Origin of the sequence: Paenibacillus tyrphae, from assembly GCF_024158745.1 — a bacterium.
GTDB lineage: Bacteria > Bacillota > Bacilli > Paenibacillales > NBRC-103111 > Paenibacillus_G > Paenibacillus_G tyrfis_A.
Window position 1 is genome coordinate 18,233 of sequence record NZ_JAMZAW010000042.1, and the last position, 20,413, is coordinate 38,645.

Consider the following 20,413-nt stretch of genomic DNA (forward strand, 5'->3'; position numbering starts at 1 on the left):
GGAGTGTTCAATTATTGGGACAGGTGTTCGACTCCCCTCGTCTACATATTGAAAACCCGGCCTTTTGGCCGGGTTTTTCTTAAGGTTAAGGGTAAAACAAAGCAGTAACATCGAATTCAAATAAATAGCTTGACTTTATACTCAAAGGGGTTACTCTTTGAGTATAAAATTGTAAGGAGTTGGATTAGTATGAGTAGAACCACTATAATCCCATTAATCCCAGGGGAAATTGATATTGTCACTTCAAAAGGGGAATACAACTTTCAAGAGGTATTGGACGATTTCCCCAATGCTGGGTCTATATTCGTAACAACCTACAACATTTCAGCACATCGAAACAAATTAATTCGTGCACTTGAAGAAGCAACTGAACATGCTGACGTACGTATCATCACGAATATCCCTACTCGACATGATCAGTATTTTGGAAATGCTCCACGAGAACGTGCTTCACAAAGTATCGAGCGTTACACCCAACGACTTGATCCTTCGAAAATTGAAAATTTAGCTACATCATTCAACTTTAGTAATCATTCCAAAGTAATAATGACGGAGAATATTGCTTATATCGGGTCGGCTAACTTTTCAGATGAAAGCGATCAAAGTAGGGAAACGGGATTTCTTGTACGTAGTCAAGATTTGGTTAAAGTAATAAGTGAAAACCTTCTACCAATCTTGATTAATGAAGGCATTCCCTACTTTGGCAGCATGTTGGATGATAAGAAGATTCTCCTTTCCTTTCTGTTGTCAAAATTGGAAGGGGTAGCTTCTTCCATACGTGACGGGCTGTTCACGTTTGTAGGTCATCCTCTTGAAGATCAGGAGGTCTATAACATTCACGATCCTTATTTAAGGAAGAGCGACTTAGAAGGTTTGCTTGAGGTACTTGATGAGATCGAAGGTGAATTGGATAATGAGTTTCGTGAGGTTGCAGGGTTGGAACATGTAGTAGATCTGATCGACATAGATTCGATTAACGCAATCAGTGCTCTTTGTGATTATGATACTCCAATTCATGAACTTGCAGAATTTGATTCGGTTGAGTATGCATCGGATTTACTATCTGAACAGATGGTTCATAACGAAGACATGAATGATGCTTCTCAAGATGCAGTTGATAGTGCTGCAGAAAAACACTACGATTTGGCAGTAGCAGCAGAAGGGCCGGTCAAAGAGCTTTATGAATATCTGGAACAAGTAAAAAATTCATTCCAAGTAGCTGTAAATGAAATAATGCGACTGGAAGTTCAACAGGCAACTATTGATAACACATAAGCGAAATAACAGCATGAGACATCCATCCGAATTTTGGATGGATGTCTTATGTTATAGTTTATGTTTAATTGAATGGTGACAATCCAGTGAGATAATGGGTAGACCAATAGTTCATTAATCCAATATCCTAATTTGAAGGGCTTCATACTTATTTAGCCCTTCTTGATATGGTGTTCCGCTACCTCATAATGCCCGAAAGTTGACGTTAATGCCTGTCCGAGCTCTGACCGATATAAAATACTTGGGAATAAGAGCCGGCGGACATCTCGCGATTTCTTCGCGGAGTCAAGCAGAAAGAACAACGTCAGGAGCGTCAGGCTCCGGCTGTCTCCTACCGCACGGTCCGGAAGGAGGTGAAACGTGATGTTTGAGTCGTTCTACGAGCTCAGTCGCATGCCCTTTTCACGGGATGTGCCTACCGAGGAACTGTACCAGTCTGTCATGATGGAAGAGACGCTAGGCAGGCTTGGAATACCCCGCGGAACGTCAACTGTTTGCCATCATCATGGGTGACTGCGGAACCGGAAAAACGACGACTAGTCGTAGGTTTACATCGGCGCTAAGCCCGGAGAAATACAAGATCCTGTATTTGTCGGACTCCAAGCTGATGCCCCGCCACTTTTACAAAGGCATGCTCGAGCAGTTCGGCTGCGAGTCGAAGTTCTATCGCAGCGATGCCAAGCGTCAACTGCACCGAGAGATTGAGTTTATGCACGGGGTTCATCGTCTGCGGCCGGTTGTTGTCGAAGACGAAGCGCATCTGCTCGATCGGGAAATGCTTGAAGAGGTACGCTTCCTTCTAAACTTCAAAATGGATGCCCTAGCCCGATGGCCCTACAGCGGTATAGAAAAAATGCATTTTGCTCGAAGACCTAATCCTGTCCGAATAGGAGATATCTTAATTTGTTATGGGGTTGGCACAACGAAGCTCTTAGGTTATTTTGAAGTGGTCAGCGATCCTTACATTTGGGATAGCACAAGCAGATGGTCTTGGGAGTTAGAAGCAAAGAACTTATGTCCGGAATACAGTGAATCTTGGGTCACATTCGACATTACAACATCCAGTATCGTAGCATCTTACGACCATGTTCATCCGGTAACTAATGTGGGAGGAAAAACTCTCGGCGCATTACAGTACGGATGGGACAGAATACAACTATCTGATGAGTTTGCTAGGCATGTCATCGAGTTAATTGAAGGAAGCGTAACATCAAAGAAGGTGAATAAATGAAAGCCTGGGCAAATATCGACATCCCACTGAAAACGTACACTGTTCACCTAGATCATGGTGAATGTCCGCATGTCACGGAAATAAAGCAAAGAACCGAACTTGGTTGGAAGAAACAGCAAGGAACAGGAAGCTGGAAACCATTCCGCTCGAAAGAGGAAGCATTAGATATTTACGATATCAGCTACAAGGAAAAATTATCCCTAATCGAGTGTAGTAACTGCAGGTAAAAAAGTTAATGAAGCAGTACAGAGTTCGCATTCTGAGTTCTGTACTGCTTTTTCTTATGTTCAGAGATGATTTCTGATTCGGCAGTAATTACATCACCAAGTTCATAAGTACAGGACATACTGTCTCTCAAACCTTGGTTTCAGAATAGTTGCTTTAGACTTTTCTCATTCTCGATATTGAAATATTAAAATATTTCATATTATCGTTTGACAAAATAAATACAAAGTGATTTAATGTGTAATATAGAAATATTTCGAAAAATGATATCCGAAGTTCGGAGGTGATTTATTTGGAGAAAAGAGGATTAAAGGAGTTCGTAACATTCGTTCCAGGTATAAATCCAACAAGGGCGCAAAAACAGTTTGGAATCCAAGCAATAAATTATTATGACCAGTCGTCTTTTGAAGCTGATTATAATCATAAGGACGTATTTGTTAAGGATGCGGAAAAATCTTTATCTCAAAATAACCCATCGTTAAATGAAGGTGATGTTGTTATCAGTAACTCATTACAACTTGCAACGATGGTCGGTAAAAATAATGTTGGTAAAGTGTTGTCTCTCAACTTCATAAAAATAGAGTTTGATAAAGAACAACTTGATAAGAGATATTTTCTCTTCTTATTTAATGCTTATAAAGATGTCAGGCGACAAAAAGAAAGGGAGTTGCAGGGGAGTGGCCCTGTTCTAAGAATTCCACTTCGTTCTCTAGAGGAGATTATTATTCCCGTTGTTCCTCTTGAGGAGCAGCACAAAATAGGTGCCATTTACGTAGAAACATTGAAGCTACAAAGTAAGCTAAACAAATACGCAGACTTGATTTGGCAGTTTACGAGCTCAATCATAGAAGAAACCTTAGAGGGGAAATAATCAAATGAAAAGTCAATCGGAGTTGGCGTTCGAAAATGAAGTCATCGATTATTTGACTAAAATCGGTGGAGTAAAACAATGGGAATACAAAAGAGACATCAAAACAACCGAACAACTCTGGGATAACTTTAAATTGATCCTAGAACAAAACAATCGTGCCCGTTTAGATGAACCATTGTCTGTCACTGAATTTAACCAGGTAAAGAAAATCATCACTGGTATTGAATCACCTTACCATGCTGGACAATTTTTGTATGGTGTTAACGGTGTTTCTGAAATTGAAGTTGACCTTGATAATGGTAAGCATGTGTTTTTAACAGTATTTGATCAAGCCCAAGTAGGTGGCGGGAACACTGTTTATCAAGTGGTAAGTCAAATTAAACGGCCAAAAGTTATAGATGGAAAGCCTAACCGTCGATTTGATGTAACGTTGCTCATTAATGGTTTGCCAATTATTCAAATCGAATTAAAGAAGGCGCTTCACAGCACTACAGAATCCTTGAACCAGATGGAACAGTACATTGCTGAAAAACAATACAGCGGTATCTTTTCAACTTTACAGATTCTAATCGCGATGACACCCTTTGATATTCGTTACATGGCAAATACCCCACTTCAAAGCTTTAACCGAGCTTTTGCTTTTAACTGGCAAAATGAAGATGATGCACGCCCTATTCGTTCGTGGAAGACGTTTGCGGATAAAGTGTTATCAATTCCAATGGCTCATGATTTGGCCACACGCTATATGGTACTTGATGGTACTAAAAACAAAGAAAGTATCAAAGTCATGCGTCCTTATCAAGTCTATGCCACAAAGCGTGTGCTGGAGAAAGTTAGGAAATTCGACTTCAAATATGATGATGGTAAGTTAGGATACATTTGGCATACTACTGGCTCAGGTAAGACAATCACAAGTTTTAAGACAGCATGGCTTGCAAGTCGTCTATCTAATGTAGATAAAGTTGTTTTCTTGGTTGACCGTATTGCGCTTACCAACCAAACAGCTGATGCCTATAAAGCCTATGATCCTGTTGCGGGATTTGAAGGGAAAACTGGTGTGGTGGGAGATACAGCTAATATCTCAGACCTTCATGGCAAATTAACGAAGAAGAGCGATAAGAACATCATTGTGACAAGTATTCAAAAGATGTCGCGTTATGTGGCGCGAGATAGCTTCAAGCCACTTAATGAAAGTATTCTTTTTATCGTTGATGAAGCCCACCGTTCAACTGGTGACGGTACTGAAAATGAAGGTATGCTTGAAACGATCCGAAAAGCTATTCCTAATTCTGCTTGGGTTGGTTATACTGGGACACCAAAATTCCCCGGAACGCGAGAAATTTTTGGTGATATTCTACATGCTTACACCATCAAGGAAGCTATTGCAGATAAAAACGTCTTAGGGTTTAACGTTGAATTCAAGGAAACGATCGAAGCTCCTAAAGATCCGACCGAAGATGATATCGACGATAATGTTCGTGGAAGTGTCTACGACTATAGTCCAGAACATGTGAAATTGGTAGTGAACGACATCTTCGATAACTGGAAGAAACGTTCAAATGATCGCAAGTATAATGCATTGTTTACAGTCCACGTTGGAGGTAACAAAGCAAGTACACCAAGAGCGATGGAATACTTCGATAAATTTGCTGAAGAAAATGCGAATCGTCCAGTAGATCAACGATTAAAAGTTGCAGTGAGCTTTTCGGCAGATACATCTAATAGTACTCATCAACTGAAAACAAACGAGAACTTGCATAGGGCTATCACAGCTTATAACACAATGTTTGGTACAGTTTTTGATATGACGACAGTTAAAGCCTACACAGAAGACTTAGCACGACGGTTGAACAAGACAGCTGATGATGGTAACTATTTAGATTTGGTTATCGTTGTTGACCAACTTTTGACTGGTTTTGATGCTCCTGAGATGAATACGCTCTATATTGATCGAACACTTAAAGGTGGGAACCTGATTCAGGCATACTCACGTACAAACCGAATGCATAACCTTGTCGATAAGCCTTGGGGGAATGTTGTTAACTATCGTTGGCCAGAGCAAAACGAGTATGAAATGAATAAGGCTTTTGCTATCTATTCAAATCGTGAATCGGCTGCTGAACAGCTTTCACTTGAAGATTTGAAAGAAGGTAATGAAGAGTCTGGTATTATTTCGAAACCATTTAGTAAGGTTCAAGCTGAGATGCAAGAAGTCATCAAGAAGCTTGGGTCGCTTACAGATGATTTTGTACAATTACCACCAAGTGAAAAAGCTCAGGATGAAGTCTTTGAGAATTTGAAAGAGTATAATCGTTTACTTAGTCAGTTGAAACAATATACCGAAGATGATGACAAAAATCCTATTTCTGCTTATGATCATCCTGAAGAGTTCTATGAACGTTTAGGGATTACTGAGGAGCAGGAAGTCATTTTAACAACTGTAATCGCCGGTGAGTTGAAAGAACGACGTGCTAAGCGAGAAAACATCGATATTTCGCAAGTCAATCTCTCTATGATTCATATTCACGACGTTACCATCAACTATGACTACTTGATTGATTTAATTGCTCGAATGGCTGACGAAGTTCATGCGAACTTTATGTCTAAAGCAGAAAAGACACGTGATGAAATCCATATTGAAATTGCCAAGTCAGATAATGAAAGAGAAAAATCTAAGATGCGGAACTTTGTATCTAAAATTTTCTCAAAAGAGTTTGTATTTGATCATTATCCAGCTCCTCGAAGTGTTGAAAAAATGAACCAAGCGATGGATAGAGCACAAAAGGATACGAATATTCTACTTGTAACGAACTTCATCCGTACTTGGGGACTTGATAACAGCACAAAACCTAAGGAACTTGAAAGCTTGATTAAGAGACACCGTTTAGGTCAAGAGGATATGGATAAACAAGGTGAGTTAACAGCAATCATGAATGACGCAAGAGCTGATTATAAAGAAATTGCAGATAAAAAGATTGCAGAATTATCTTGGGTGCGATATCGCATTGAATTCCGTAAGGCATTTTACGAAATGGCTGACGAAATTAAGAAGGGAGAATAGTCAAGTGTTAATATTAGGCAGACTACAAAAAGGAGATCAGGAATGAGCGATAACATAACAAAATCACCTCAAATCAGATTTGCAGGATTTACAGATGCTTGGGAACAGCGCAAGTTGGATGAATTGGTAACACCTGTAATTCGGGAAGTGCCGAAACCAGATAGACCTTATGAACGTATTTCAGTTCGTTCTCATGCAAAAGGAACTTTTCATCAAAAAGTAGAAGATCCAACAACTGTATCAATGGATAAATTATATGTGGTCAAAGAAAATGACCTGATCGTCAATATTACTTTTGCCTGGGAGCATGCAATTGCTGTTGCGAGCAAAGCAGATGACGGATTACTTGTTTCACACCGTTTTCCAACGTTTATTATTGATAAATCGGATATCAACTTTATTCATTACTTTGTATCTCAAGAAAATTTTCGAATAAAAATGGAATTAATATCACCAGGAGGGGCAGGAAGAAACAGAGTACTTAATAAAAAAGATTTTGTTAATCTAGAAATAGACGTTCCTACTCAAATAGAGGAACAAACCCAAATGGGCACCTTTTTCAAGAACTTAGACAACCTTATCACCCTACATCAGCGTAAGTTGGAACTGCTGAAGGATGCGAAAAAGAGTCTACTTCAAAAAATGTTTCCGAAAGATGGAGCCAATGCCCCTGAAATTCGATTTGCAGGATTTACTGATGCTTGGGAACAGTGGAAACTTGGTGAATTGGCAGAATCCTTCGAGTATGGGCTTAATGCTTCGGCGACAGAATTTGATGGCGAAAACAAATATCTTCGCATTACTGACATCGATGATGAAACACATGAGTTCAAAACTGTATCTCTAACATCACCTGATATTGACCTTTCGTCGGCTGATAATTATAGACTGCAAGAGGGTGATGTTCTATTTGCACGGACAGGTGCAAGCGTAGGGAAAACCTATCGTTACAAGGCTTTTGACGGTATTGTGTACTTTGCGGGATTCCTGATTCGCGCAAGAATCAAACCTGAATACGATTCTGAATTTCTGTTCCAAAACACACTGACTGAAAGGTATAACCGCTTCATCACGATAACTTCACAGCGTTCTGGACAGCCCGGAGTGAATGCGCAAGAGTACGCGAGTTTTATAATATCGGTACCGAAATTTGACGAGCAGCGAAAAATCGGATCGTTTTTCCAGGAACTCGATCACCTGATCGCCCTTCATAAGAGTGAGTTAAATTCGCTTAAAAATTTGAAGGAATCACTGCTTCAACAAATGTTTGTATAAGAAAAGGAGATTACACAAATGAGTAATGCAACATATATTACATCCAAGCTATGGGAAATGGCTAATAAACTTCGTGGGACAATGGATGCAAGTGAGTACAAGAATTATATTTTGCCATTTATGTTCTATCGCTACTTATCAGAAAATCAAGATGAATACTTGAAAGACAATGATCTGGAAGAGTTTTACGAAGTGACAGATCATACTGAAAAGGAAGATTACCTCGAGGAGATTAGTAAAGGTATCGGATATGCGATAGACCCAGCCTACACTTGGGAAAAAATCGTATCAAAAATTGAAAATCACAAAATCAAAGCTAGTGACTTCCAAGACATGTTTGAGTCATTTAATACAAACGCCAAACGGAACGCAGTCGCAGAAGCTGACTTTGCAAACGTATTCTCAGATGTTAACCTCGGGGATACACGCCTTGGCTCAAGTACAAACGAGCGTGCGAAGGCCTTGAATGATATCGTTTTGATGATTAACGAGTTCAATTTCAAGGACGATACAGGACGTGACATTTTGGGTGACGTGTACGAGTATTTGATTGGGCAGTTTGCTGCCAATGCCGGTAAAAAAGGGGGGGAATTCTATACACCTCATGAAGTTAGTCAAGTCCTTGCAAAAATTGTCACGGTTGATGCAGCTGGTACTGGTGATCAGTTTCGCGTATATGACCCTACAATGGGATCGGGTTCACTTCTTTTAACAGTTCAAAAAGAATTGCCAAATGGTGATGAAGAAGGGAGCGTTGAGTTTTACGGCCAAGAGTTGAATACAACGACTTATAACTTGGCTCGCATGAACTTGATGATGCATGGGGTTAACTATCGCAATATGGAGTTGAAACGCGCAGACACACTTGATGCTGACTGGCCATTTGCTGAAAAAGATGGCACACAAATTCCTTTGAAGTTCGACGCAGTTGTGGCTAACCCCCCATATTCTCAGAGTTGGGATACAAAAGACGTTGATCGAGAAAAAGATACACGTTTCAAGGGTTATGGTGTAGCACCTGCATCTAAGGCAGATTATGCCTTTGTTCTTCATGGGCTGTACCATTTAGATAAAGCTGGAACAATGGCTATTGTGTTACCGCATGGGGTACTCTTCCGCGGTGCGTCCGAAGGTAAAATTCGTAAAAATATTATCGACAACAATCTGTTAGATGCTGTTATTGGATTACCAGCTAACTTGTTCTATGGAACAAGCATCCCAACATGTGTGCTGGTGTTCAAAGGTCGTGAAGCTCGCAAGAGTAAAGATATTTTGTTTATTGATGCTTCAAATGAGTTTGAAAAAGGCAAGAACCAAAACAAACTCTCTGCTGAGAACATTAACAAAATTATCGAAACTTACTGTAACCGTAAAAATGTTGATAAATATGCTCATGTGGCATCTTTAGATGAAATCAAAGAAAATAATTACAATCTGAACATTCCACGTTATGTCGATAAGTTTGAAGAAGTAGAAGGTATTTCACTTTCACAAGTGGCTCAAGAGTTGGTAGAAGTTAGAGCAGAAATTGCGAATTCATACGATAACTTGTTTAGGTTATTGAATGAGTTGAATGGGACAACTGATGAATCCAAAGAAGAACTGAGCAAATTTATTAGTCTTTTAGGTAAATAATAGTATTAGAAAAGAGCTAAGGAGAATTAACCTTGGCTCTTTTCACGAGCGCGTGGGAACAGTGTAGTCGGGGGATGTTGAATAGTATGAATAATTGCTTAAAACTCGCAATAACTAGTATCGGTGATTTGTTGTTGCGCGCTAAAATCACGCAGGATAAAAACGGAAATGCCATTACTGACATAGGTTTGGTGATACCTGATTATCAGCGACCCTATAAATGGACAGGAAAAAATGCAATTCAGCTGTTAGACGATATCGTTGATGCCAAAAACGAAAATAAGGAAATCTACCGGGTAGGAACACTCATACTCCACCAAGAGGGAGAAGTGTATAACATTGTTGACGGGCAACAGCGAACCATTACTTTTTCGTTGTTACTGAAGGCACTTGGGGCTGAAACGATAAAGTTTTTAGAACAGCCACTCGCTAATAATCCATTTAACATTCGTAACATCCCAAACAACTACCGTATACTGGATAGGCGTGTAAATAACATCATCGACGACAGGGACAGAAGTGAATTGCTTGATTACATTGAGAACAACTGTGAACTCATCGTTGTAATCACAGAAGATTTGTCCGAGGCCTTCCAGTTCTTTGACTCGCAAAATGCGCGCGGCAAAAAGCTATATCCCCATGATTTACTTAAAGCGTATCATCTTCGTGAGATGAACGATTTGGATCCTACAGAAACAGAGAAGGTTGTAAAGGCTTGGGAGGATTTAGACCAAAAAAAATTGTCGGCGCTATTCAGTGATTATCTTTATCGCGTTAAAGAATGGACAAGAGGCAATAAAGCTCGGGAACTCACCGAGCATAATATACATAAATTCAAGGGCATCACCCGGCAAGACAATTTCCCTTACGCTCAATTCTACAAAGGGGCAGTTGCTTATGCCGATACGGTCAATCATACCGCAATACCTTTTGTTTCAGGTATACGGAATCTTAAGCCGTTTCAGTTAGACACGCCTATTGTGGCAGGTAAGCCCTTCTTTGATTATGCAAAGCACTACTTTGAAATCCTTAAAGATATTCAGAACAACGACAAATACGAGGGATATTACATTAAGGACAACTATATCGTGAAAACACTCAATTTGCGGATATACAAGAACGGAATCGGTAACCGAATCACACGTTTGCTATTCGATACTGCCATCTTGCTCTATGTTGACAGGTTCTGTCCCGAACGACCTACAAAAGCAGACTTGGAAATGGTAAGCCAGTTTGTGGTGTTTGCTTTCGTCTGGGCTTATTCGCTCAGAGCGCAGTATTATAATGTCGGTTGGCTGGCGGCACAAAACTTCATCATGGGGAACGATATCATTAACTCTTTCAATATATACAAAATCATCACCGAGTCGGATTCACCGATTTCGCTATTAAGCACACTTTCCGACAGGGTTAATCCGTTGCCGATTGACAGCATAGCTGAAAATAGAGTTAACAAAAAAGACAATATTGATGAGATAGATGCAGATGGAATTTATCAAAATTACCTTCACTATTTCAAAGAAAATAAGTTTTTGGAGGGAGAAGATGAAAACTAAAACCCTGCCGCTCAAAGAAATGTCAATTTCCGAAATTTACAATGGAGACATAGCAACCTATGAAGTACCGATATACCAAAGGAACTATGCGTGGGAAAAGGACGAAATTTCCGCACTGATTCAGGACGTTTATGATGCGTTTACCGCTAAAAAGCAAACATATTTCATCGGGACATTGGTATCGTTTCATAAGGGCGACCAAGTCTATGAAGTGATTGATGGCCAGCAGAGGTTAACCACGATTAACCTTGTGCTTGGCGCCTTGGGTATTCCTCTTCAAAATAAACTGACTTACCGGGCCCGCAAAAAATCGAACGACACCATCCAAAACCTTCCCGATTTTCAGATTGACGAAAAAGACTATGGAATCGTAAATGGGTATAAATACGCCGAGGACGCTATTGATGAGGTAGTTCCGAAAGCCTGCCAAGATGGATTTAAGACCTATTTCCAAAATAGTGTTCATCTGATTCACTACCAAGTACCGAAGGATATAGACCTAAACCACTACTTTGAGATTATGAATTCCAGAGGGGAGCAACTTGAAAAACACGAGATTATTAAGGCGCGCTTCTCCAAAAATTAAATAACACTGACAAAGCGAAATTCAACCGCCTTTGGGAATATTGCAGTGAGATGAATGTTTATATTCAGCAAAAGTACAGCAGCGACAGGAAAAGCGCGGAACAAATTTTCGGGAAGTCTCTTGGCGATTTTGGTTATGTTATGGATTTTGATGCTTTGCCGGGCGTAGAGGACAAAACCAATACGCTGAAAATTAGCGAACTTATCAATTATAAAGGCTTGGACAACTGGCAGGAAGAGGAGGATAAAATCGATACGTTTCAGCCGATTATGGATTATTCAAACTTCTTGCTTATTGTGTTGAAGCTCACACGCATGGAAGAAAGTGAATTTGATCCTGTAAGTTTTAATCTCGATGACAAAGAATTGATTCATGAATTTGATAAGGTAAAAGTTGATACAGGGTTTGTCAAGAGGTTCGGTTTCAACTTGCTGATGGCAAAATATCTGTTGGACAACTATATCGTGCATCATTCAAATGAAGATGACACTATTGAGAACAATCCTTGGAAGCTGCAATATTGGCAAAAAGAGGGAAAAAAAGGATATCTGAAAAATCTTGATGGCGAAAGCGATATCCAGCATAAATTGGTGCAACTGCTTTCTATGTTCGAAGTATCATTTACGGCGAGGCAAAGGAAGAATTACCTCTTCTACTGCTTGTTTTACCTTTTCCATTCTGAGGACTGGGATATTGGAAAGTATTACGAATTCTTATTGGGACTGGCGGATAAATACATCAAAGATGTATATTTGGTGGCGGATAACCTTAACGAAATCAATACGCCGAAACCCGGCAGTTTTGACAGCACCATTCTTTGCAAAAACGAACTTGATATTACGCCTCACAATGACAGTGTTGATTTTGCCGCTATCTATGGAGACGGCACGATAATGTCAAAGGGAATTCCTTTGTTCGTTTTCAACTATCTTGACTATAAACTGTGGGAGAAGTATGCTAATGAGTTCCGCGGCAAGAAAACAAAAGAAGGTAGTAAAGAACGGACTGAATTTTTCACTGTACTCGGATGTGCTGATTTTGGGCTGAAAGCTTTTGAGCAGTTTTATTTTTCGAGAACGCGCAGAAGTTTAGAGCATTACTATCCACAAGCCAATGCAAACGGTGAAAGCGGTGCACCTAATGAAGATCAAATAAACTGCTTAGGTAATTATGCCATGATAGGCAGCGAGACGAACAGTTCCGGTTCGAACTGGAGCCCAAAAACCAAACTCGATCACTATTTAGATGCTTCTGGAAAGATTAAGCTGGTCAGTGTCGCATCGATTAAGTTTATGATCATGATGCAGAAATGCAAAGACAACCAAAAAGTCAGAGTTGCTGGTCAGGAATGGGAATTTGAAGACATAGAAGCACACCAAGAAAGAATGTTAGAATTGATGCTTGGCGAAGAGAATAAGTCGATAGCGATATGACCCGACAAGACCTTATCGACTTCTTCCTCACATTTCCTGATGCCTATGAGGATTATCCGTTTGACTGGACATATTGCCGCTGACGTATAGAATACATGAAACGGCGCGATCGTATTGTCCACGTCGGAAAAACGTAAAATTACACTCCAGACATCAACATGATCCTATCGTTCCATGTGGAGGCTGTGGCTTTGTTGGTGTGGGATGGTACAGTGTGCTGATAGGGCAGTAGTGGAGCGGGTTTGGAGAGTAGTACAGATTTGTTTTAGACTTTTGTTTCCGTTTGCGTAGCCCTTGATATTATTTACATATCGTATTTTGTTGACGGCTTGTTGACGAACGTCGTCAACAAGCAATCAAACGCAAACAAAACGAACAATACTCTATGGTTAAAACCCTTATAGATCAAGGGTTTTAACCAACTAACACACAATCCATCCAACCCCCACATGTTCCCGCATACGGTGCATGTATTGGTATTTTTGGCAAATGTTCTAGGTCATTTAATGAAATCCATAATCTAGAATGTTTGTTTTAACTCATGGATAAATTGTCTTTATTTGCGCGCACACTTTTTTATCAAATTTAGAGTGACGTCGATACATCCATACTAAGTGTATATTCTGTGTAACACTACCATAAAGCACATTTTTTCTTCTGTTGAATATTGCTTACTCATTTTGATTTTTCTTACTCCATCTATTTATAAAAGACTCATAATATTAGTATAGTTCAAAAATCACCGTATAACAGAGGGTCAGAGCTGCGATTCCAAAATGCGAAATCACAATACCTGTTAAATCATAATCCAGAATATAGATGAATAAATAAGCTAAGAGATACGTTGTTTACCCCTATTGATATATATTTGTAAACCTCTCTCGTCCTTTAAATACACTTTCTTTAATTACTTCAAAGATAAAACCAGTAACTAAATTAAATGGACTAAAAATAACTATAGCAATTGAAAAAAGAAATCCAGCACTATGTGTTATAATTTGGGTTCCCGACAAGGGGATTTTAGATAAAGCCATGATTAGTAAGAAATTTAAACCAAAAAATAACCCAATCGAGCCTATTAAAAGAATACGTAGAAGCATTTTTCACTTTTCTTAGGGCATCGGAAAAAACTTATGTTTTTTGAAGACAAGTTCGAGCTAAATGTCTAGCTTTTGTAATGCGAATCTAGTAGTCATACCATATTTGCACACAAAAAAGCGCACAACCTTAAATTAGTCGTGCGCTCTATTTCAATTTTACTTCGCGCTTTCTTTAATGTTGGTAAATCCTTTTGTATCATCCGTCCGGTATTTATGTGTTAAGCTTTTATTAAATTGAATATTTTGAACTTCAAGTCGACTTGTTTCATTTTGTTGCGCATCAAACGTCAGTAATTTAAGCAGGACCCCTGTTTCAGTATCTACCCAGAGTTTGAATTTGCTTCCAAACTTCTCGGATAGCGTTGACGTCAATTTACCTTCAATGACTGTCGCATTTCGATTCAGTAAAGTTTCATTTCCGACAATGCTATAGTTTTTTTCATCATCTTTAAGCCAAAACGCAATTTGTTGGGGAAAGGTAACAAGTTGAGCGTCTTGTGCCGTAGCCGGATCGCTTCGATGTACCATATGCTTTTCATTCTTGCTGTCCTTAAATTCACGTACTGCCACTTTTTCATCAGTGATTTTGGACTTGTCGTCTTTTGTGTAGGTTTTGTGTTTCATATCGAACTCAATAAGGGTATTCTTATCCGAAATAGATTCTTTTTTGACACCTGCCTTGTCTTTGACCAAAATACGACTGTATGGGTTAGAGCCTTGTTCTACTTCGAAATCAACGGTAATGTTCCTGTTTTTGGTTACGTTTTGGTATGTCCCTTGAACGGTTTGATAATTATCGATGGCATTCAGCATTTTTTCTTTAATCACTGTTGCAAGTTTAATAATGGTTATTTGTTCCTGAGTATGTCTTGTAGTGTCATTACCATTAGTTTTTGAAGTGAAATAAAACGCGGCACCCGAAGCAATAGAAATACTAGCTATAACAAGCGCTATTGAACGGAACTTTTTCATAAGAAAACCAGTCCCCCATGTATGAAGGTTTCCACAATTTATTTAAACCGAAAAATGTGATTTCAGTTCCTTTCAATTAATAACTGGCGAAGGAGCCCTGAAAGGAAAATCCAGTAAATCAAAAAAACAAGTCATTTTTCGGGCTTTGGTTCATATTTTTCTGGTTCGCGAGGGGACTTTTGTAATTTATCAAGCTTAGAACGTAATGTTTAACCATTGTCAACGCTTCGGCCCTTGTAAGAGGATCACTATCTTTGAACCCTGAATAAGAGTTGTCAACCTTTCCTTCTACAATATTGTTGTCCAGAAGATAGCGAATAGAATCCGGGTGGTTATAGTTTTTGCCTGTTGCGTCTGCAATAATCTTAGCTGCTTGACCCCTAGATAAGTGAAGATCTGAATTTAAAGACGCGTTCAAAGACCCAGATGTAGGGAATGGAATAATGACATACCATCCGTAACTAAAGGCATAGTCGATATAAGGGGAGTACCATTCTTCATTCTCAGCCTTTTTATCATTATAGTCCTCTGGATTAAATGCCCTTATTAACATTGCTATGAATTCCTTTTGTCCAACACCATTCTCTGGTTTGAAAGTATGATCAGGGTATCCATCCACTATTTTTTCCTTAACGGCCCACGGTATGGTATCTATAGCCCAATGATCTGCGCTAACGTCCTGAAATTTAATTTCTTCCGCATACACACTGTAAAAGCTACAAAAAAGCATGATTATGGACAGTATTGATAAAAAAGCTTTCCGCTGAATCCTGATATAGATCCTCCTTGAAGTGTTAAATTTAACAATCAACAACAAGGGGATTTTTTTAAATGATACCTGCTAAATGTTTTCGCTACACCAGCAGAACCCCGATACTTATCTACACCATTCATAATACTAACAGAAAACTCCAAAATTGCCCTTAGCGATCAAAAAAAGCCACCTTAAAAAAATGAACTACCTATCATTAAGAATAATCCATCCTATTTGGTTCCGTTTTCCAGTCCCAGTATTTGGCCCCATTCGTTGAGATGAATCTTTCTAACCAAGTTTCAAAGTTACAAAATAAGTTTCTTCCGGGTTGATAAAATATTGTGCTTTGTTTTACGAACATGTACTCTTTTTCGCCAGATTTTACTTTGTCAATGTCAATTACGATTATGTCCTGATAGATCCAAGCAACTTGGATTACATTTTTTATATCAACATTATGGTATCGCTTAATAATTTCTTGGATACCGTGAAGTTGAGCTTCACCACCATACAGATGGTGGTCAAACAAACTACATCCATTACAGGTTTCAAGGAAGTTTCGATAGTCGTCAGGCAGTTTGAAACCTGTTGTTGTTTCCAATAGATTGATTTCTTCGGCTGTTGCAGGCGGTTTAAAACTGCATACATGTGGAACAATTTCTCCATCCGGACTTGGGAGCAATATTTGTTCGTTGATACTTAAAATTTTCTTTAACGCTTTAATGCTATTGTTCATCTTAGTGCTCAACTCCTACCTAGTTTTAAAGGGACAACATTTAGAAGTTGTCCCTTTTATTGTAAATCCATTAAACACTCTCTTCAACTGCTTAATATTCTATTATTTATAGTATCGCCACCAACCCTCCACTGGGCCTTGATGAAACCACTTTTCAAGTGGTATGAGGTTATCATAGTCATTAGTTCCGCCATACTGCCGAGGTCTGATATGGTGTATTTCTGTAAATTCACCACTCCAATTCCACCCATTATTAGGATGTCGTCTGCTGTATTCCGCAATAAAGTTTCCTCTATCAGTTGAAGTCCAAGGAATCGAACCAGTGTAGGCCCAATCAGCTCTTGGTTCAGTCATCGCCTTACCAGAATATGGGTCGGATACAAAGGGGTAGAGCGTTGCTTTTGTATTTAAAAGGTATTGACTTGTTTGACTAGTAGAAGTTCCTAGAGTCATTCCGAAGATGTTCTTTATTGTATGTTTTGCCTCCAGGAAATAATATCCAGTAGAGTCAATGTTGAGATCGCACGTAATTTCCTTGCCAACTTGTACTCCTAAGATTCCAGATAAGGAGCTAGTGCAAGTTTTTACATACGTTCCTGATCCCCGAGTGACGCCGCGATATAAATTCAAGTCAAAATCGATTCTGTGTGGCTTATCACCTATAAAACTTACTATCTTTGAAGCTAGACGCACCGTACCCGTTCCATCTATCGGAATCAGGATATTGCTAAAAACAACACCGCCTTGGTCCATTTTATTAATGTTGCCAGAGTCGCTCGCGGTGTCGTCAAAGTATGCTCTTTCGAGTTGTGCTTTAACTTCATTTGGATTGTTTGGGTTGAAAAGTGACGGATCGCTTTTAACCTCCATTGCAACATCGTGAACTGTCTTTATGTTGACTGATGAATCAGGAGTTTGTGCTAAAGCATCTGGGGTTACAAAACCAGAAACAAGTAAACTGAACAAAAAGGAATACAGCATGACTTTCTTGAAAGTTTTCATTTTTTACCTCCCTTGATTTTGAATGGCAAGTTCGAAATGAACATCTCGTCGGCCGACCGGACTGTTCACAACAAAAATATCATAAAATAACAAAATTTGGGATAGGAATTTACGTCCATTTTTTTTCGTTTATTACTTCAAAACTCGCAAGTAATTACAGTGATTGCCAAAAACCACTTATACTTTGTAGAAATTTATCGAATCGTTATATATTAGGGGATATCATGATAAACAGTTAATTGTAAGATGAAACATACTTTGTTATAATTAACCATCGTATAATATTGAATAAAAAGGAAGGTTTGTATTACGATGGATATTTATGCTAAGTTCCAGAATAAAACCATCTCAGATATCATCTTCCAACTTAGAAAAGAGAAAAACTTGACATATTCAGAGCTTGAAGAACTAACAGGTGTCAGCAGAAGTGTACTGTATCGAATTGATCGTGGGGAAACGAAACATCCTGGGTTTAGAACTGTAAAAGCCATCGCCACAGTATTTCCCACTCATTATAAAGAAATTATGGGGTACTACATTCAAGACGAGGAACGAATAGATGTTTTGTTTGAGATACTTAGTGAAATAGTTAGTATAGAGGATCACTCTTCTTTAGTGCCAATGGTTGCTTTGAAGATACTGCAATCCCCTCAAGGTGAGACGGAGGATAACTTACAGCGTTTATATGATTTTACTGGCAAGATAAGCGATTCTGCTTTGAAAGTGATACTTTATAAGGCGATTATTAAATATTCCAGAGAGCATGGAGTTATGAAATATTTAGCTAAAGGATTGTTACAAAAGCACTTAATAGAGCGACTCGATTTAATGCGATTGGAACAATCATATCAAGATGGTCAGGAAATTTTACATTACACCAACTTTTTATCTTTTGAGGAACAAATCACTTTATATTTGAGAATGGGATTGCTGGCTTATGCAGTAAAAAAATACGAGGACTGTATCCACTTATGTCAGACCGGAATTCTTATGGAAAAGAAAGATACCGAATTAAAAGCAAGAGCATACCTTGCGATGATCAACTCATATTCGCAATTAAAAAACTATGATGAAGTGGAAAAAAATTTAGATATATTTGAACAATTTAATTATGATTTTGTTTCAGAATCAGCAAAAATTACACGGGCTATAACAAAAGCGAGAAAAAAAGAATATGAAGTAGCCTTACCATTACTTCAAAAATACTTGGATGAACTTAGTAAGAGCTACAAGATACATATAGCGGACGAACTTTTTGAAATTTACTTTGAGATGGGCGATTTGAACGCTTGTGGGGAACTTTTAGAAAGAGAAAAGGACTTCTTGCCAGAAGATATGAATGGCCCTCAAATATGCAAAGCAGTTGGGAAATACTACTTGCATAAAGGGGAATATAAGTTTAGCCTTGGATTCATTGACGAGGGAATTCAAAGCATCATGAAAAGTATGGATTCATATGGGAAAGTCAGCGCATTCAAGGAAAGGGAAGAATGTATGAACAAAATTGTTAATTATTGCATAAAAAGTAGAAATACAATAAAATTAAAACATCTCCTTCTCATGAAGGAGGTATATAGTCGCAAATAGGGTCTTTGAATTAATCTTATTCGGAGGCGAATACCATGAAAAAGAAAGTGCTAATGGCAATATTGTCTTTAGCTTTTGTTGTAACATTGAGCAATTTCCCACCAGATGTAACTAAAAATCCGGGTCACATTATCCAATATAGTGATGTTGAACCCGGTTTGTAAAACGAAATAAATGTGTTATGCAAACAGGTGCAAATTGGTGCCTGTTTTTTTATTCCACAAATGTAAACAAATCATGAATAAAAGGAATAGCTGATACGCTATTGCTATTACAGCCTAATCTGAAAGGAGAATTTTTCCATGGATGTATTGGCATCCAGAAAGGAGGATTATGCCCAATACGATATTAGTCATTTCAGTGACGAAGCATTGCAGAACGTAATGGAAAACATCCTGAGCCAAATGGAAGAAGCAGTACAGCAAGGCGAAAGCTTAACGAGCGAATATGTAGTCCAATTGAGCCAACAATTAGATGCATACATTTTAATTGTCCAAACTAGGAAGATGAGGTGTATAAGCTAAAGCCATTTTTTAAATATCAGTTCAATTCAATACTGTTCATTTTGAGGTGTGTTGATGCAAGAGGGTAGAATGATCGGGATTGTTAGAGTGGTAGACGATTTTGGGAGAATTGTGATCCCCACGGAGGTTAGGCGTGTTTTGAATCTAGAACCCAATGTCAGGACGGAGTATTTCTGTGATGACGAGAGAAAGGCGATTATGGTTTATAAATATCGCGCCAAAGAATGTTTGTTTTGTTCAGGCAAACAGCAAATCATATATTTCAAAAGGTTTTATATTTGTATGCCATGCATTCAGAGCCTTCCGCCGCTTCAAGTTTTCCTGGAACGAGTGGAACGAGAACGGGCAGATGCGGCACAAAAAGCTCTTTCCAAAAAGAAAAAAATGACGGCAAGAAGAAAAGAAACAATGGATCGTCTGCATCAAGCAATGAAGGAAAACCCGAAAGCTTCGCAAAAGGAGTTAGCCAAGATGTTGGGAATTTCACAAGGATGGATCAGTCAGTTGCTTAGGAAGCAGATAGATTCATAAGTGTGCTAACACTTAGATAATTTTTTATTCTCCGAATGAAAAAACACATGGCCATTTTG

The 20,413-nt window shown here is 38.8% G+C and carries 18 protein-coding genes; 14 read left to right on the forward strand and 4 right to left on the reverse strand.

What is annotated here, in order from left to right:
* Nucleotides 1–189: 189 nt before the first annotated feature.
* The 10 genes from NI000_RS35345 to NI000_RS35390 all read left to right on the forward strand — a co-directional run bounded on the left by NI000_RS35345 (nt 190) and on the right by NI000_RS35390 (nt 13,148).
* Nucleotides 190–1,275 carry a phospholipase D-like domain-containing protein gene (locus NI000_RS35345; RefSeq protein ID WP_253415965.1) on the forward strand — a complete coding sequence of 362 codons (1,086 nt, stop codon included), beginning with the start codon at nt 190–192 and terminating at the stop codon, nt 1,273–1,275.
* Nucleotides 1,276–1,741: 466 nt separating this feature from the next.
* Nucleotides 1,742–2,506 (forward strand): ATP-binding protein, encoded by a 765-nt coding sequence (locus tag NI000_RS35350; RefSeq protein ID WP_253415966.1) that lies wholly within the window; start codon nt 1,742–1,744, stop codon nt 2,504–2,506.
* Complete coding sequence (locus tag NI000_RS35355; RefSeq protein ID WP_253415967.1) at nt 2,503–2,733, forward strand: hypothetical protein; 231 nt, start codon at nt 2,503–2,505, stop codon at nt 2,731–2,733. Before NI000_RS35350 ends, NI000_RS35355 begins: the two co-directional genes overlap by 4 nt.
* A gap of 281 nt (nt 2,734–3,014) precedes the next feature.
* A complete protein-coding gene (locus NI000_RS35360) occupies nt 3,015–3,602 on the forward strand; it encodes a restriction endonuclease subunit S (RefSeq protein ID WP_253415968.1) in 588 nt (195 codons plus the stop codon).
* A gap of 4 nt (nt 3,603–3,606) precedes the next feature.
* Nucleotides 3,607–6,663, forward strand: a complete 3,057-nt coding sequence (locus NI000_RS35365) for a type I restriction endonuclease subunit R (protein WP_253415969.1) — start codon at nt 3,607–3,609, stop codon at nt 6,661–6,663.
* A 42-nt stretch (nt 6,664–6,705) separates the two neighbouring features.
* Entirely contained in the window at nt 6,706–7,938 is a 1,233-nt protein-coding gene (locus tag NI000_RS35370) for a restriction endonuclease subunit S (RefSeq protein WP_253415970.1), read from the forward strand.
* 18 nt (nt 7,939–7,956) lie between these two features.
* The gene (locus tag NI000_RS35375; protein ID WP_253415971.1) at nt 7,957–9,573 is read left to right on the forward strand and encodes a type I restriction-modification system subunit M; all 1,617 of its coding nucleotides are present in this window, start codon (nt 7,957–7,959) and stop codon (nt 9,571–9,573) included.
* 32 nt (nt 9,574–9,605) lie between these two features.
* A complete protein-coding gene (locus tag NI000_RS35380) occupies nt 9,606–11,129 on the forward strand; it encodes a DUF262 domain-containing protein (RefSeq protein ID WP_253415972.1) in 1,524 nt (507 codons plus the stop codon).
* Nucleotides 11,119–11,715, forward strand: a complete 597-nt coding sequence (locus NI000_RS35385; RefSeq protein WP_253415973.1) for a DUF262 domain-containing protein — start codon at nt 11,119–11,121, stop codon at nt 11,713–11,715. Before NI000_RS35380 ends, NI000_RS35385 begins: the two co-directional genes overlap by 11 nt.
* Before the next feature lie 50 nt (nt 11,716–11,765).
* The gene (locus NI000_RS35390; protein WP_253415974.1) at nt 11,766–13,148 is read left to right on the forward strand and encodes a GmrSD restriction endonuclease domain-containing protein; all 1,383 of its coding nucleotides are present in this window, start codon (nt 11,766–11,768) and stop codon (nt 13,146–13,148) included.
* Nucleotides 13,149–14,404: 1,256 nt separating this feature from the next.
* On the opposite strand, the gene NI000_RS35395 is transcribed toward NI000_RS35390, so the two are convergent.
* The 4 genes from NI000_RS35395 to NI000_RS35410 form a co-directional block, all read right to left on the reverse strand.
* A complete protein-coding gene (locus NI000_RS35395) occupies nt 14,405–15,220 on the reverse strand; it encodes a sigma-E factor regulatory protein RseB domain-containing protein (protein WP_253415975.1) in 816 nt (271 codons plus the stop codon).
* 118 nt (nt 15,221–15,338) lie between these two features.
* Complete coding sequence (locus tag NI000_RS35400) at nt 15,339–16,034, reverse strand: S-layer homology domain-containing protein (protein ID WP_253415976.1); 696 nt, start codon at nt 16,032–16,034, stop codon at nt 15,339–15,341.
* Nucleotides 16,035–16,188: 154 nt separating this feature from the next.
* The gene (locus tag NI000_RS35405; protein ID WP_253415977.1) at nt 16,189–16,710 is read right to left on the reverse strand and encodes an SMI1/KNR4 family protein; all 522 of its coding nucleotides are present in this window, start codon (nt 16,708–16,710) and stop codon (nt 16,189–16,191) included.
* A 102-nt stretch (nt 16,711–16,812) separates the two neighbouring features.
* The gene (locus NI000_RS35410) at nt 16,813–17,712 is read right to left on the reverse strand and encodes an HNH endonuclease signature motif containing protein (protein ID WP_253415978.1); all 900 of its coding nucleotides are present in this window, start codon (nt 17,710–17,712) and stop codon (nt 16,813–16,815) included.
* A 312-nt stretch (nt 17,713–18,024) separates the two neighbouring features.
* On the opposite strand from NI000_RS35410, the gene NI000_RS35415 reads away from it, so the two are divergent.
* From NI000_RS35415 to NI000_RS35425, 4 genes are all read left to right on the forward strand, one after another.
* On the forward strand, nt 18,025–19,299 hold the full coding sequence (locus NI000_RS35415; RefSeq protein WP_253415979.1) for a helix-turn-helix domain-containing protein: 1,275 nt from the start codon (nt 18,025–18,027) through the stop codon (nt 19,297–19,299).
* Nucleotides 19,300–19,334: 35 nt separating this feature from the next.
* Entirely contained in the window at nt 19,335–19,463 is a 129-nt protein-coding gene (locus tag NI000_RS36880; RefSeq protein ID WP_301292832.1) for a hypothetical protein, read from the forward strand.
* Nucleotides 19,464–19,601: 138 nt separating this feature from the next.
* The gene (locus NI000_RS35420; protein WP_253415980.1) at nt 19,602–19,823 is read left to right on the forward strand and encodes a Spo0E family sporulation regulatory protein-aspartic acid phosphatase; all 222 of its coding nucleotides are present in this window, start codon (nt 19,602–19,604) and stop codon (nt 19,821–19,823) included.
* 69 nt (nt 19,824–19,892) lie between these two features.
* Entirely contained in the window at nt 19,893–20,354 is a 462-nt protein-coding gene (locus NI000_RS35425) for a winged helix-turn-helix transcriptional regulator (RefSeq protein ID WP_309247965.1), read from the forward strand.
* The last annotated feature ends 59 nt before the right edge of the window (nt 20,355–20,413 follow it).